General features: G+C 57.4%; 14 protein-coding genes. 8 read left to right on the top strand and 6 right to left on the bottom strand.

What is annotated here, in order from left to right; genetic code table 11:
• The first annotated feature begins 71 nt into the window (after nt 1-71).
• Nucleotides 72-920, top strand: a complete 849-nt coding sequence (locus SJY13_RS21340) for a hypothetical protein (RefSeq protein ID WP_377194126.1) — start codon at nt 72-74, stop codon at nt 918-920.
• 72 nt (nt 921-992) lie between these two features.
• Here the strand turns inward: SJY13_RS21340 and SJY13_RS21335 are convergent, their stop codons facing one another.
• The 6 genes from SJY13_RS21335 to SJY13_RS21310 form a co-directional block, all read right to left on the bottom strand.
• The gene (locus tag SJY13_RS21335; RefSeq protein WP_377194124.1) at nt 993-2,735 is read right to left on the bottom strand and encodes a tetratricopeptide repeat protein; all 1,743 of its coding nucleotides are present in this window, start codon (nt 2,733-2,735) and stop codon (nt 993-995) included.
• Nucleotides 2,736-2,850: 115 nt separating this feature from the next.
• Complete coding sequence (locus SJY13_RS21330; RefSeq protein ID WP_377194122.1) at nt 2,851-3,495, bottom strand: GNAT family N-acetyltransferase; 645 nt, start codon at nt 3,493-3,495, stop codon at nt 2,851-2,853.
• A 197-nt stretch (nt 3,496-3,692) separates the two neighbouring features.
• The gene (locus tag SJY13_RS21325; protein ID WP_377194120.1) at nt 3,693-4,637 is read right to left on the bottom strand and encodes an ABC transporter substrate-binding protein; all 945 of its coding nucleotides are present in this window, start codon (nt 4,635-4,637) and stop codon (nt 3,693-3,695) included.
• A gap of 47 nt (nt 4,638-4,684) precedes the next feature.
• The gene (locus tag SJY13_RS21320; protein ID WP_377194118.1) at nt 4,685-5,692 is read right to left on the bottom strand and encodes an ABC transporter permease; all 1,008 of its coding nucleotides are present in this window, start codon (nt 5,690-5,692) and stop codon (nt 4,685-4,687) included.
• The gene (locus SJY13_RS21315; protein WP_377194116.1) at nt 5,689-7,215 is read right to left on the bottom strand and encodes a sugar ABC transporter ATP-binding protein; all 1,527 of its coding nucleotides are present in this window, start codon (nt 7,213-7,215) and stop codon (nt 5,689-5,691) included. The genes SJY13_RS21320 and SJY13_RS21315 overlap by 4 nt, the downstream gene beginning before the upstream one ends.
• Before the next feature lie 39 nt (nt 7,216-7,254).
• Complete coding sequence (locus SJY13_RS21310; protein WP_377194114.1) at nt 7,255-8,808, bottom strand: UxaA family hydrolase; 1,554 nt, start codon at nt 8,806-8,808, stop codon at nt 7,255-7,257.
• A gap of 83 nt (nt 8,809-8,891) precedes the next feature.
• On the opposite strand from SJY13_RS21310, the gene SJY13_RS21305 reads away from it, so the two are divergent.
• From SJY13_RS21305 to SJY13_RS21275, 7 genes are read left to right on the top strand one after another with little or no spacing between them, the layout of a single operon-like run.
• Nucleotides 8,892-9,629 carry a GntR family transcriptional regulator gene (locus SJY13_RS21305; protein ID WP_377194112.1) on the top strand — a complete coding sequence of 246 codons (738 nt, stop codon included), beginning with the start codon at nt 8,892-8,894 and terminating at the stop codon, nt 9,627-9,629.
• A complete protein-coding gene (locus SJY13_RS21300) occupies nt 9,626-10,678 on the top strand; it encodes an aldo/keto reductase (protein WP_377194110.1) in 1,053 nt (350 codons plus the stop codon). The genes SJY13_RS21305 and SJY13_RS21300 overlap by 4 nt, the downstream gene beginning before the upstream one ends.
• Nucleotides 10,668-11,096 carry an RbsD/FucU family protein gene (locus SJY13_RS21295; protein ID WP_377194108.1) on the top strand — a complete coding sequence of 143 codons (429 nt, stop codon included), beginning with the start codon at nt 10,668-10,670 and terminating at the stop codon, nt 11,094-11,096. Before SJY13_RS21300 ends, SJY13_RS21295 begins: the two co-directional genes overlap by 11 nt.
• Nucleotides 11,093-11,923: an amidohydrolase family protein gene (locus SJY13_RS21290; RefSeq protein WP_377194106.1), complete on the top strand. Its 831-nt coding sequence runs from the start codon at nt 11,093-11,095 to the stop codon at nt 11,921-11,923. Before SJY13_RS21295 ends, SJY13_RS21290 begins: the two co-directional genes overlap by 4 nt.
• A gap of 1 nt (nt 11,924) precedes the next feature.
• Nucleotides 11,925-13,028, top strand: coding sequence for a fumarylacetoacetate hydrolase family protein (locus SJY13_RS21285; protein ID WP_377194104.1), 1,104 nt, complete (start codon nt 11,925-11,927; stop codon nt 13,026-13,028).
• A 13-nt stretch (nt 13,029-13,041) separates the two neighbouring features.
• On the top strand, nt 13,042-14,544 hold the full coding sequence (locus SJY13_RS21280; RefSeq protein ID WP_377194102.1) for an aldehyde dehydrogenase (NADP(+)): 1,503 nt from the start codon (nt 13,042-13,044) through the stop codon (nt 14,542-14,544).
• Nucleotides 14,545-14,552: 8 nt separating this feature from the next.
• Nucleotides 14,553-15,308 (top strand): SDR family oxidoreductase, encoded by a 756-nt coding sequence (locus tag SJY13_RS21275; RefSeq protein WP_377194100.1) that lies wholly within the window; start codon nt 14,553-14,555, stop codon nt 15,306-15,308.
• The last annotated feature ends 7 nt before the right edge of the window (nt 15,309-15,315 follow it).

Raw genomic sequence — 15,315 nt, 5'->3', positions numbered from 1 at the left:
TGATCGGGCCGACAAAGAGGGGGGAGGCGCAGTCTCGAGCTTCGTCGATCCCGCAATTGGGAGAAAACGTTATGGCTGAGTCATTGCTGAGTTTTTCAGAAGTGTTGTTATACGGACGAGTATTAGACGATATCAAGATTGATACCCAAACCAAGGTCAAGGCTGCCACGACAGTGAATTTGCCGAATTTGGAAGGCTTATCAGTTGATGCCGAGACACTCAAAGTTGGAGACAAAGTTCTGGTCAAGAACCAGACTGATTTGACCCAAAACGGTGTTTACACCGTAGGAGATAATGGCACCAATACCTGGTTCAACAAAATTCAGTTCAAATCCGGTACGGTGATTAAAGTCAGAAAAGGCACCCAAAAGGGGTTCTGGAAACAGATGGGCGAATTTGGCCTCGGACAACAAGAGTTCGAAGAAACCAATAGGCCAAGAAGTGGGCGGGGAAACAACAATCAACTATCCGCTCAACTGGACGATGACGCGCAGTTGGCAAGGATCTATGGGTTCGCGTACGAAGGCACTTATTACGAGCTGCCAGAGCCTTCGGTTTTTCTGGTCCACGGTGCGGGCGAATCTGCGACTATGGGTGGCGCCCCACAGGGCGGTGGTTCTCGTGCCCCTGTTACCCCAACAATCTCTGGTGTTGCCTCGGCGGAATATCAGATCTCAAACGAAATTCGCGTGTGGGATTACGACAAGGCTGATTATACCATCCGCATGGACATCACGACCGGTCAGTTCGAACAGGTCCTGCTGGACATCTATTTCGGTTTCGACAGCCCGGCGGTTAGCGGTGCCCGCGTGAGTGGAGCTCGTGTCAGTGGTGCACGCGTCAGCGGTGCGCGTGTCAGTGGCGCCAGGGTCAGCGGCGCCAGAGTCAGCGGTGCGCGGGCACGGGGATCGGAAGACTGACGCGGAACCAATATCAAGGTTCACATCAGGAAAACTTCGCGACAGGCCCTGGCAGACCAGGGCCTTTCTCTTTCAGAAACCTGCCTTTTTCAGACCCTCAACAAAATGTTGCGTGTCTTCCTCCAACTTGTCCGGTTGGACGGTTTCCCAGCGATCCAGTGAAAAGTTCGGGTGCGCGGCACGATGCTTGTCCGCGACCTGACGGGCAAGGTCAGTTTGGCCAAGCTGCGCATAGCTTGCCGCCAACAAGCGTTGCCCTTCCGTGGGGTTGTTCATCTTGTTGACGGTTTCAATGGCTTCCTGATAGCGCCTGAGGTTGAAATACGCCCCACCCAGATGCCACAGGTATTGGTCCGGGAAATATGGGTTCAATCGCATCGCTTGTTGGATATGAATGATTGCTGTTTCGTTGTCACCATAATGAGCCAGTGCGTCGGCGAAATCGGAATGCATGTCGGCGTCATTGGGGTTCAACGCCAAAGCCCGCCTATAGGATTGCAGCGCCGCATCATGTTCTTTTCGGTACAGATGCACATATCCCAACTCACCAAATCCACGGGCATCCGTTGGATCCAGCTCGATGGCGCGTTGCGCAAAACTAAGCGCCTGATCCAGTGCGCTCGAGGGGTCTTCGGTCCAGGAATAGCGCCAGTCGATATTCATCGTGCGCGACAGGGCAGCTGCTGCGCGGGCATAGCGGCCGTCCCGGTCGAGCGCAGATTGATAGAAGTCCTGCGCTTTTCTGTTGTCGGTCCGGGTGTATTTGAAAATGTGGTACTGGCCTTGAAGAACCGAACCATACGCCTCAAGGTCGGACGGGACCGCCTGTATCATGCGCTGTTTTTCATGTGACTCGATCATTACGGCGGTGGCGGCCACGATGCATTCGGTCACTTCGTCAAGGATGTCAAAAATATCGTCAATCTTGCGGTCGAACCGTTCCGCCCAGATGGTGCGTTCTGTGTTGGCATCAACCAATTCAGCCGTGATACGGATACGGCTGGCCGATCGGCGCACACTGCCGCGCGCAACATAGCGCACGTTCAGTTTTCGTGCGGCTTCCTGGGGTGGCATCGATTGTGTTTTGAAGAAAAACGAGGAGTTTCGCGCGATGATGAACAGGTTCCGGAATTTGGACAAGTTCATGATGATGTCGTCAGTCAATCCTTCGGCGATCCAGCTGTCGGATTCGTCGCCGCTATTGCTGCTGAACGGCAGGATGGCCACGGATGGGGTATCAGGCCGTTCCAGCAGATCTCCGGGTACTTCCGGTCGCATCGTACCGGCCATGGTGGCGCCTGCGACTTCGCTGCGAACACAATAGGTCGAGACCGGCGCGAGGATGTTCTTGAGCTGTTTTGGGCCCAGAAACTCATACCCATAACGAAGCCGGTTGCAGACCTGATCGTAGACGGTGGAACTGACGTAAACGCGTTCGGGTTCAGCAATTTCCTGAAGCCTGGCCGCAATGTTTACGTTGTCACCGTGGATTCCACGCTCGTCAATCAGGATTTCACCCAAGTGTACACCGGCGCGAAACTTGATTCGCAGGCTTTCGTCATCCGACTGATTGTGCTCGCTTGCGATGCGATGCAATTCCACTGCGAATTCCACCGCGCTCGTGGCAGTTTCGAACAGTGCGAGAATCCCGTCACCCCGCACTTCAACCACACGGCCGTTAAAGCGGGCACAGGTGGCCTCGAGTTGAGAGATCAATGATTTCAACGTGTTGTATGTATCCAACTCATTCTCGCCCATCAGGCGGGAATAACCGACCACGTCGGCGAACAGAACTGCACCCAGTTTCTGCATCATAGGAGGGTTGGGACTGTTGGTGTTCACAGGCGATACTCGTTTAAGGGGTTTTTTCAAACCCGGTGTATAATCTATAGCAAAAAACTTGGATAAACCGGCAGCAAATGCATGCCTTTCACTGGCTTCCCCGAATTTGAGGAGGCCAGGACCAGTCGGTAGAGGAACTGGGCCCAAAACTGACAACCGTTTCCGAACCCAGTTCTGCCGCCAGTTTCACGCGCTGTTTTTCCCAATCTTGTCTGAGAAGACCAACCACAACCATATCCTGAAACTGTCCGTCGGCAAACCAGGCCTGGCGCATTGTCCCTTCGATCTGACAACCCAGCTTGGCCACAAGATCCCGGCTGTTGGCGTTGTCGACGCGGTAATACGATGTCAGCCTGTTCAGGCCCAGCTGGCGGAAGGCGAAATCGACGACCAAAGCAGTTGCTCTGATCCCGACCCCAAGGCGCCGAGTGGGCTTGTCCACAAACATCGCTACAATCGCGTCGCGGTTGATTGGGGAAATGGCCTCTAGTCCGGACATGCCGACAATCTGGCCGCTATGCAACTCGGCAACAAACCAGCACTTGCCACTGCCAGCCGAAGCGCTGAAGACATCGCTCCAGTTTTCTTCGGTTTGCGCAAGGTTCAGAGGAATCCGCGAGGTCCGGTCGAACCGAGCAAGGTCTTCGATATCCTGAAACCAGGGGGTGACAACTTCCAGGTCGGCCTTTTCCAGAGGTCGCAGTTTAAAACTGCTGGTGTGTTTGTCGGGCACGGGAAAAACTACCTTTAATCAATGTTAGAAATAAAACACTGATAAAACACTAACACAAAAACGACGTAAATACGAAATGGGAAACCCACTTCCTTTGGCGGATGTTTACCGATTTGACAGCCGCTCGACGCAACCAGTGAAACGGAAACCGGCCCACCAGTCTTGGGCGGGCCGGCAAACCGTGAGTGGTTTGGGTCTTAATCGTACAAAACAGCCGAAATCTTTGGATCGTCGATGTTGGTGGCGTCGTAATAGTAAAAACCGGTGTCAATCAGCGCGGGTACGTCTTCGCCCTTCATTGCGGCCACAGCGGCCTTGACCGTTTCATAGCCGATGCCAACCGGGTTCTGGGTGATCGCGCCAGCCATCAAGCCGCTTTTGATCGCGTCTTTCTGGGCCTTTCCACTGTCGTAGCCGATAATGATCAAGCCTTCGGTACCCAATTCCTGCACGCCGTTCACCACGCCAATGGCTGAGCCTTCGTTGGTGCCGAAGATGCCGTTCAGATCAGGATTGGCGGTCAGGATAGCTTTGGTCACCTCGGTGGATTTCAGATGGTCACCCTGACCGTATTGAACTGTCACAACTTCGATGTCCGGGTATTTCTCGGCCATGCGGTTCACGAAACCGTCGCGGCGGTCGATACCGGTGCGGCTGGTCTGATCGTGGGCCACGACCGCAACCTTGCCCTTGCCGCCTATCATGTCGGCCATCTTGTCTGCCGCCAGACTTGCCGCAGCCAGGTTATCCGTCGTTGCCGTTGACACAGGGATATCGCTGTCAACGCCGCTGTCAAAGGCGATAATGGGGATGCCTTTATCATTCGCCTGTTTCAGCAGCGGAATGGCCGCCTGACTGTCCAGCGCTGCAAAACCGATCGCCTTGGGGTTGTTGGCCAGCGCGGCTGCCAGCATGTCGATCTGGCGATCCACCATGGTTTCGTTGTCGGGCCCCTCAAAAGTAATCGTGACCCCGTATTCATCAGCAGCTTGTTCGGCGCCGGACTTCACCGCCTGCCAGAATTGGTGCTGAAATCCTTTTGAGACCAAGGGGATATAAATATCCTCTGCCGCAGCCATCGAGGCCGGGGCTGCAAGGGCGGCCGCGCTGAGTGCCCCCAGAATGAAACGACGTGAAAACATATTCTTTTCCTCCAGTTGTTGGTTTGATTTTTGGGCGTATGTTCGCGTCACCCGGTCTTTTTGCGCCGCGCCATGTCGGCATAAACGGCCAGTATGATGATTGCCCCTGTGACAACGGTCTGCCATTCCTGTGCCACCGAAAGGACGCGTAGCCCGTTGGTCAGGACGGCCATGATCAAAGCGCCAATCAGGGTGCCCAGGATCGTGCCTCGCCCGCCGGACAGGGATGTCCCTCCGATCACGACGGCGGCGATGGCTTCAAGTTCGTAACCCAGGCCAAGGGCGGGCTGGGCCGAGTTCAGGCGGGACGCAATCAGGATACCTCCGATCCCGCAGATGCCCCCGGCCAGCGCATAGATACGCATCTTCCAGGCGTCGGTGTTGACACCCGACAGGCGCACCGCCTCTTCATTCGACCCTAGCGCAAAGGTATAGCGGCCCAGAACCGTGCGCCCCAGAATGTAGGATGCCGCAATGGCTACAAGGAACAGGATCAGAACGCCATTGGGGATGGGAAGTGCGGGAATGACCTCGCCGATCAGCGACCCGCGAGAGATTTGGTCGAAGCCCGGCGTGTCATTGAAGTAAATCGGCCGGGTGCCCGAGATCACCAAAGACAGGCCTTTGAGGATCAGCATCATGCCCAGCGTTGCAATAAAGGGCGGAATTTTCATCTTTGCCACAAACGTGCCTGAGCAGAGCCCGCACAAAGCGCCCGCCGCGATGGCCGCGGCAACGCCGATCAGCAATGGCAAGCCCAGATAAGTCAGCGCCACACCTGCGATCACGGCACAGAAGGTCATCAACGTCCCAACGGACAGGTCAATACCGCCGGTGATGATTACCAAAGTTGCGGCGACCGCCAGCACCCCGTTGACTGATGTGGCCTGCAAAATGGCGATCATGTTTGATGTTTGCATAAAGTTGGGCGAGGCAATCGAAAAGCCGATCAACAGAGCGATCAGACTGGCAAAGGCCAGCATCTTTTGATACGCGCCGCTTTCCGACAGGCCCGCCAGGGGCTTTTTCTTGTCGATATCGGTTGCTGTCGTCATTGAGCTGTCCCTGTAACCTGCATTGCCGCTGCCCTTTGGGTGGCCAGATGCATGATGTCTTCCTGAGTGGTGTCTTTTCCGCCGGGCAGAATGCCTGTCAGCCGTCCCTCGCACATAACCGCAATACGGTGGCTGAGGCGCATGATCTCGGGCAGTTCCGACGAGATCACGATGATCGTCTTGCCTTGTTCGGCCAGGTCTTCGAGCAGTTTGTAAATCTCGGATTTTGCGCCGACGTCTATGCCGCGCGTGGGTTCGTCGAAGATCAGGATATCGCAGTCGCGCAACAGCCATTTGGCGATGACGACTTTTTGCTGGTTCCCGCCCGACAGCAGGCGGACTTCCTGTATGTCCGACGGTGTGCGAATACCAAGTTGAGTGATGTAGCTGTTGGCGGCGGTGCCGATTTCATTGTCGTTCAGCACGCCCCCTGCCCCGGTGAACAGGTCCATCGAAGCCAACGCGATATTGTCCCGAACGTTCATTCCCGTGGCCAGGCCAAAGTGTTTGCGATCCTCGGACAGATACCCAATTCCCGCCTGCACGGCGTCTTTGGGGGACTTGATTGAGACCGGATTGCCATGCACCCGAACCTCGCCACTGTCTTTCGGATCAGCCCCGAAAATGGCGCGCGCGACTTCGGTACGGCCTGCCCCCATCAATCCAGCAAAACCCAAGATCTCACCTTTCTGGACCGAAAAGCTGACATCGTGAAGGACATTGCCCCGGTTCAGGCCCGCAACCTGTAAGGATACCTCGGCACCGTCCAGATCCGGCACAATCAGAGGGTCTTCGTTGACTTCGCGCCCCACCATCATAGCAATGATCCGGCTGATCGGTGTGTCGACGGCATCCACAGTGCCAACATATTCGCCGTCGCGCATGACAGTGACGCGATCAGCGATCTGCTTCAGCTCATCCATCTTGTGGCTTATATAGACGATGCCCACGCCTTCGGCCTTGAGGCGGCGAATGATCACGAATAGCTCGGCAATCTCGGCATCATTTAGTGCCGCCGTCGGTTCGTCCATGACCAGAACCTTGGAACGGTATGACAGCGCCTTGGCAATCTCGACCATCTGCTGTTTTGCGATGGTCAGGCTTCCAACCAGCGCCCTGGGGTCCAAAGCCAGATTCATGGTGGCGAAAATCCCGGCTGTTTGAGCGTTCAGTGCGGCCTCATCGAGCCGTCCAAAGCTTTTGCGCGGTTCGCGTCCGATAAAGATGTTCTGCGCCACCGTCAGGTCGTTCATCAGGCTCAGTTCCTGATGGATGATGCCGATGCCCAGATCCTGTGCTTCCCGCGGGGTTGTTGGGTTGACGGATTTGCCTTCGATCACAAGGTCACCGCCATCGCGCTGATAGATCCCCGACAGGATTTTCATCAACGTGCTTTTGCCCGCGCCGTTTTCGCCCATCAGTGCGTGCACCTCACCCGGAAACAGATCGAACTGCACGGATTTAAGCGCGTGCACACCGGGGAAGTGTTTATCGATCCCCGTCATGTCGACCAGTTTGTCCATTGTCTCTCCCATTGACCCGTCTCCCCACGGGGGTGCGGCTTACATTACCGCGCCGATTTGCCAGGGCACGAATTCAACGCCCCCGAAGCCAAGCTCCTCACTTTTGGTGTGTTCGCCCGAGGCGACGCGGATCAGCATTTCAAACAGTTCTTCGCCCTTTGCCTCGATGCTGACCCCGTCGGTGACGATGTCGCCACAGTTCAGATCCATATCCTCGGCCATGCGGGCATACATCTCAGAGTTCGTGGCCAGTTTGATGCAAGGCGTCGGCTGATAGCCCGAGACCGAGCCGCGTCCGGTGGTAAACACAATCAGGTTGGCCCCTGAGGCCACCTGCCCCGTCACCGAACACGGGTCAAACCCGGGGCTGTCCATAAACACAAACCCGTTTTTGTCGATGATCTCGCCGAATTGATACACGTCGCGCAGCGGCGCGGTGCCGCCTTTTGCAACAGCGCCCAGAGACTTTTCCAGAATGGTCGTCAACCCGCCGCGCTTGTTGCCAGGGCTGGGGTTGTTGTCCATCTCGCCGCCATTGCGTTCGGTATATGCCTCCCACCAACGGATGCGGTCGATCAGCTTTTTGCCGACGTCAGCCGTTTCCGCGCGTCGTGTCAGCAGGTGTTCGGCCCCGTAAACCTCGGAGGTTTCGGACAGGATTGTCGTCCCGCCGTGGCGCACCAATAGGTCCGAGGCATATCCCAGTGCTGGATTGGCTGTGATGCCAGAGTACCCGTCGGACCCTCCGCATTGCATTCCAACTGTCATGGCGCTGACCGGGGCGGGTTCGCGCGTGACCTGGTTGGCCAGTTCCGCGATACCGCGCAATTCTTCCATCCCGCGTTCGATGGTCCGCCGGGTGCCGCCTTCGGTTTGGATGGTCATATACCGCAATGCGCCGTCTTTGCGGATCGGCCGACCGCCAACCAGATCGGCCACCTGCATCACTTCACATCCCAGACCAATCAGCAAAATGCCTGCAAAGTTCGGATGCTGCGCATAGCCTGCCAGAGTGCGAAACAAAGTGGCATAGCCATCATCCTTGGCAGACATGCCACAGCCAGTGCCGTGCACAATTGGCACCACGCCGTCGATGTTGGGATAGGCGTCCAACAGGCCGGTTTTCTCGGCAGCCTCGGCAATGAATCGGGCCACCGAGCCCGAACAGTTCACGGTTGTCAGAATGCCAATATAGTTGCGCGTTCCAACCTTGCCGTCAGCGCGGTGATAGCCTTGAAACACCCGCCCTTCGTTGATCGCAGGCAAAGCCGCATTTGCCGTGGCGTGCGCATAGTCCTGCTGGTGAGCGCCCATACCAAGATTGTGCACATGCACATGTTCGCCCGGCGCAATTTCCGTTTTCGCCTGCCCGATGATCTGGCCGTAGCGGATGACATTCTCACCTGCCGCGATCGGAGTCACAGCAATCTTATGCCCACGCGCAATGGATGCGACCAACGGCACAGAAAGGCCAAAGGGCTGCGTGCCGACCTCAAGCTCGCGCAATGCGATGACCACATTGTCAACCGGATTCAGTTTGACCGTGTCGCGGTGCGTCACTTTCTGGGCCTTTGGTGTGCTGTCAGCTTGCATCCTGTCCCCACTTGCTGAAACAGATGGGTAAACACCGAACCCTTACTTGTCAACTAACATGTTAGTATGCTAGAGCGAACATCATGAACAAACCTCAGGACATCGACGCACACGTGTTGGGCAACATCAACGCGGTCGAGGGCTCACTTGCGCAGCGGGTGTACCTGGCGATCAAACATGCCATCTTGTCGCTGGATTTCGCGCCGGGTGCCATCCTCAGGAAGGCGCCAATCTGTGATCGTTTGGGTGTATCGCGTGCGCCGGTGACCGAAGCCATTGCTCGACTTGCAGCCGAAGGTCTTGTGGATGTGGTACCGCAATCGGGCACGCGGGTCTCATACTTTTCAATGTCCGAAATTCGCGAGGGTGCATTTTTGCGTCAGGCATTGGAACTGGCCACCGTTGCAAAAGTGGCCCGGGATTTGACCGAGGACCAGCAAAAGAAGCTAAGCCGCAACATGCGTTTGCAGGAACTGTTGATTGAGGACGAAGATATTGCTGGTTTCTATCAGGCAGACGAAGAGTTTCACGCCCTGCTGATGGAATTCACGGGTTTCAAGCGTCTGGCCGATGTGGCCCAAACCGTGTCTCTGCAAGTCACCCGCGCCCGGATGCTGTTGCTGCCCACACCGGGACGCACCGCTGAGACGCTGCATGAACACCGCGCCATTCATGACGCGGTCCTCAGCCGCGACGAACAGGCAGCGCAAAACGCGATGCGCCATCATCTGGGACAATTGATGCCGCGGATCGAGATTTTGCAACAGGAAAAACCTCAGCTGTTCAACATCACTTACCAATCGACGCGAGAGGCCGGATGACCGTTTCCCAAACAGAGCTTTTGAACAATCGTACCGCCCGACCCGTTCCGCTGACGCGTATGGGGTTTGGTGGCGCACCATTGGGTAACCTTTATCGCAAGGTCTCGGACGATGACGCACAAGCTGCGTTGCAGGCCGCTTTTGATGCGGGTATCCGGTTCTTTGACACCGCCCCGCAATATGGGTTGGGCCGATCTGAGCAGCGTTTCGGCGAAGCGATTGCCCGGTTCGGGCGCGACACCATACAGTTATCCACCAAGATTGGGCGCCTGTTGCTGGACTGTGCCGCTCACGAAGTGACGCCCGAAGCTTTTGTCGACGTGCCGCAGAAACGGATCGTGTTCGATTACACCTATGACGGCGTAATGCGATCTTACGAGGCTAGCCGACAGCGGATCGGCGTGGACAATGCAGATATCCTACTGGTGCATGACGTCTGTGTCTTCAGTCAAGGCAGTCCGGAGATGTCGGACGCCAAAGTGCGTGAGCTGTTCGATGGCGGTGGCTACAAGGCGCTGGTCGAGTTGCGCGACGCGGGCGAGATCGCAGCGATTGGCGCAGGCGTGAACGAATGGCAGGTCTGCGAAAGGCTTCTGGGGTTGGGTGATTTTGACGGCTTTTTGCTGGCCGGTCGCTATACGCTGCTGGAACAAGAGGCATTGGACAGTTTCCTGCCGCTTTGCGAAAAACGCGATGTCGGAATCATTCTGGGCGGGCCCTATAACTCGGGCATTCTGGCCACAGGGGCGGTGCCAGGGGCCAAGTACAACTATGCCGACGCCTCGGCCGAGGTTCTGGACAAAGTTCGCAATATCGAGGCCGTCTGTACCGCTCATAACACGCCTCTGATTGCGGCCGCTTTGCAATTTGTGCTGGGTCATCCTTGTGTGAAAACAGTGATCCCCGGTGCGGTCAGCGCGGCTGAGGTTCAAGCCAATGTGGCGCTTTTGGATCGTGATATTCCACCGGGTCTTTGGTCTGATCTGCAAAGCGCGGGCCTGATCCGGCCCGATGCGCCTGTACCAACGGAGGCTGCTGATGCTGCGTAACATCAACCCGATCCTGTCACCCGACCTGCTGCACGCGTTGCGGGCAATGGGGCATGGGGACGAAATTGTAATCGCGGATGCGAACTTTCCGGGCTCCAGCACCGGGCCGGATTGCATCCGTGCTGATGGATCCTCGGCCAGCGAAGTTCTAAGGGCGATCCTGTCGGTCATGCCACTGGACACATTTGTGCCCGACCCGGCGCTGACGATGCAAGTGGTTGGCGAACCAGAGGCGATCCCCGAAGCAGTGGCAGACTTTCAGACAATCATTGATGAGGTGGCAGACAACGGCGCCCACATTCAAGGTTTAGAGCGATTTGCATTTTACGATCGCGCCGCCACTGCCTTTGCCATCGTCCAGACTGGGGAACGCAGGCTTTACGGCAACATCATCCTCAAGAAAGGTGTGATTGCATGAGGATCGACGCGCATCAGCACTTTTGGTCGCTGGCGCGCGGCGACTATGGATGGCTCACACCGGACTTAACCACGATTTACAGGGATTTTGCGCCCGACGATCTAGCCCCCATTCTGGCAGCAGACAGAATTGAGGGCACCGTACTGGTGCAGGCCGCGCCAACGCTGGCTGAAACAGAATACATGTTGTCTCTGGCGGATCAGAACGGGTTCATCAAAGGCGTAGTGGGCTGGGTTGATTTTGAGGCCGCAATTGCGCCGGATCAGATTGCTGGGCTAGCTGCGCACCCGGCGCTGGTGGGTTTGCGCCCGATGATACAGGATATCGCCGACCCGCTGTGGATGATGGGTAAGGCTTTGACCCCCGCCTTTGATGCCCTGCAAACCCACAACCTCACCTTTGACGCTTTGACCTTGCCGCAGCACCTTGGCCCTTTGCGGCGGCTGTTGGCGCGACATCCCAGCATGCGTGTGGTCATCGATCACGGCTCAAAGCCGCTGATCCGCGATGGCGTGATGGCCGGTTGGGCAGAAGACATGGCAGCTCTTGCCCGCGACACAGATTCGTGGTGCAAGCTTTCTGGCTTGGTCACAGAAGCAGCGTCGGATTGGGCAATTGAAGACTTACGGCCCTATGTTGATCACCTGCTTGATACATTTGGCCCTTCTCGCCTGATCTGGGGCAGCGACTGGCCGGTGTGCACTTTGGCCAGCAGTTACGACCGTTGGTTGGAAACGACAGACGTGCTGCTTGGCGCAGTATCAGACAGCGAACGCAAAGCGGTTTTGGGGGGCAATGCCGCCCGGGCCTATAACCTCAGGGATTGAAATGACCTCTCCGAAACTGGATTCCGGTGGGCTGTGGCTTGGGCGTGTCGAGCGCGCGGGGATTGGCCCATCAATTGTGACCCTGCGAAACGGTCAGGTCTTTGATATTACGTGCAAAACCGCTCCGACTGTGCGGGATGTTCTGGAACGGAATGATGCGCCCGACTACCTGCGCAATGCGCCGGGCCAGGCTTTGAGTGGCGATTTTCACTGGTTGGCCCCGTGCGATCTGCAGGCCATCAAAGCCTGTGGTGTCACTTTTGCCGGGTCGATGGTCGAGCGGGTGATCGAAGAGCAAGCCGCCGGTGATCCCGCCAAGGCCGAAGCCATCCGCGCGCGCATTGGCGATCGGATTGGGGACAGCTTGTCGAACATCGTGCCTGGTTCGGATGCAGCGGCACAGGTAAAAGAGGCACTGATCACGGAAGAGTTGTGGAGCCCGTATCTTGAGGTTGGCATCGGCCCGGATGCCGAGGTGTTTTCAAAGGCTCAGGTGCTGTCTTCGGTTGGGTTTGGTGCGGATATTGGGCTGCACCCGATCTCGACCTGGAACAATCCGGAACCCGAGGTGGTTCTGGCCATTACTTCGCAGGGGCATATCAAGGGCGCGGCACTGGGCAATGATGTCAACCTGCGCGATGTCGAAGGCCGTTCCGCCCTGTTGCTGAGCAAGGCCAAGGACAACAACGCCTCATGCGCGATTGGTCCGATGATCAGAGTGTTCGATGCGCACTTTACTCTGGATGATGTGCGCACCGCCGAACTTACGCTGACCGTCACGGGACCAGATGGCTTTGTGCTGAACGGTCATTCCTCGATGGCGAAGATCAGCCGCGATCCGGTCGATCTGGTCACTCAGACGATCGGTCGGCATCACCAGTATCCAGATGGTTTCATGCTGTTTCTCGGAACCCTCTTTGCGCCAACGCAAGATCGCGATACTCCGGGTGCGGGGTTCACCCACAAGCTTGGCGATGTCGTCACGATTTCAAACGACAAGCTGGGCGCGCTAACCAATACGGTGCGGCTGTCGACCGAATGCCCTGAATGGCAGTTTGGTGCGTCTCACCTTATGCGAAACCTTGCCCGACGCGGCCTGCTGTAAGAAAGAACTAAACATGTTGACCGGAAAACACCTGATTGCTGGGGAATGGGTAAGCGCAGAGGCCACGTTTGCCTCAGAGCCCGCGCACGGGACCAGCCACGATTTTGCAATCGGCACAATGGCCCACGTGGATGCGGCGGTAGAAGCAGCAGAAGAGGCGTTCACCTCATTCGGATGGTCCTCCCGTTCCGAGCGTGCAGCGCTGTTGCGCAGGATTGCTGACGAGATCGACGCGCTTGGTGACGCCATCACCGAGATCGGAACCCAGGAGACCGGACTGCCCGACGCCCGTTTGCAGGGTGAGCGGGGACGCACTGTGGGTCAGCTGCGCCTGTTTGCCGATCACATCGAACAAGGGGACTATCTGGATCAACGCCACGACCCGGCCTTGCCGGAGCGCGCGCCCCTGCCCCGCCCGGATCTGCGCATGATACAGCGCCCCTTGGGCCCGGTCGCCGTGTTCGGGGCATCGAATTTTCCATTGGCCTTCTCGGTTGCAGGGGGTGATACCGCTGCGGCCCTAGCCGCAGGATGCCCAGTTGTGGCGAAAGGGCACTCCGCCCATCCCGGCACGGGTGAGATCGTCGCTCAGGCAATTGATGCGGCGGTGAAGGCAACGGGTGTTCATCCCGGCGTGTTTTCACTGGTGCAGGGCGGCAATCTTGAGGTCGGCGCTTCACTGGTACAGCATCCGCTGATCCGTGCGGTGGGCTTTACAGGCAGCCTTGCCGGTGGCCGTGCATTGTTTGATTTGTGCGCCCGGCGCGATGAACCCATTCCGTTTTTCGGCGAGCTTGGGTCGGTCAATCCGATGTTCCTGTTGCCACAGGCCACCGCTGCACGCGGGGCGGAAATTGGTGCCGGTTGGACCGGATCCCTGACCATGGGCGCAGGCCAGTTCTGCACCAACCCGGGGATCGCCGTAGTGATCGACGGCCCGGATGCGGATGCCTTCCAATCTGCGGCTGAGGCCGGTCTGGCCGCAGTTGCCGATCAAACCATGCTGACCGACGGCATTGCGGATGCCTATCGCAATGGTGTGGCGCGTGTTGCTGCGGGCACAGGAGTGACCCAAGTGATGGGCACCAGTTGTGACACTCGCGCTGCAGCCCCTTACTTGTTCACCGTCTCGGGGGATGACTGGCTGGCCGATCACAAACTGCAAGAAGAGGTGTTTGGCCCGCTTGGGATCGTCGTGCGCGTGCGCGATGCGGATCAGATGTTTCAGATAGCCCGGGCAATCGAAGGCCAGCTGACCTGTACCCTGCATCTGGACAAGGGCGACAAACCGATGGCCCAGTCATTGCTGCCGCTGCTTGAACGCAAGGCCGGACGCCTTTTGGCCAACAGTTTTCCAACTGGAGTCGAGGTCAGCGACAGTATGGTGCACGGTGGCCCTTACCCGGCTTCAACCAACTTCGGCGCTACATCCGTAGGCACCCTGTCGATCCGGCGCTTCTTGCGCCCCGTCTGCTATCAGGACATCCCGGTGGACTTGCTGCCGGAAAAGCTGTGAGGCACCATATGACCAACTCCACCCAATCCAATCGCCTGTCCGGCAAAACCGCTCTGATCACCGCTGCAGGTCAGGGCATCGGCCGAGCCACGGCAGAGCTGTTTGCAGCCGAAGGCGCGCAGGTCATCGCCAGTGACATCAATCAGACGGCCCTGGCCGAGTTAGATGTGGTTAACGGCATCCAAACATTGAAACTGGACGTCACCGACGCCGCGGCTGTTCAGTCTGCAGTGGCCGAAATGCCGCCGCTGGACGTGCTGTTCAACTGTGCCGGCTATGTCGCGGGTGGTTCGATATTGGAGTGTGACGAAGACGCTTGGGATTTTAGTTTTAACCTGAATGTGAAGGCGATGTACCGGCTGATCCGTCTGACATTGCCGGGAATGCTGGCCAAAGGGGGTGGCTCAATCATCAATATGTCGTCGGTGGCCTCGTCGATGAAGGGCGTGCCAAACCGTTTCGCCTATTGCGCCTCAAAGGCGGCGGTACTGGGGCTCACCAAATCCGTGTCGGCGGATTTCGTCACCCAAGGCATTCGGTGCAACGCGATCTGTCCTGGAACAGTCGACAGCCCCAGTTTGCATGACCGTCTGCGCGCGACTGGCGATTATGACCAAGCCATGGCTGATTTCATCGCACGCCAGCCGATGGGGCGGATCGGCACTGCGGATGAGATCGCCGAGCTTGCGCTGTATCTGGCCAGTGACGCCAGCAAATACACAACTGGTCAGCCTTTTGCCATCGACGGCGGCTGGACTATCTGAGTTGAAA

This window comes from Ruegeria meonggei, assembly GCF_042768335.1.
GTDB lineage: Bacteria > Pseudomonadota > Alphaproteobacteria > Rhodobacterales > Rhodobacteraceae > Ruegeria > Ruegeria meonggei.
Note: the sequence above shows the minus strand (reverse complement) of the source record. Positions and strands in the feature narration are given on the sequence as shown.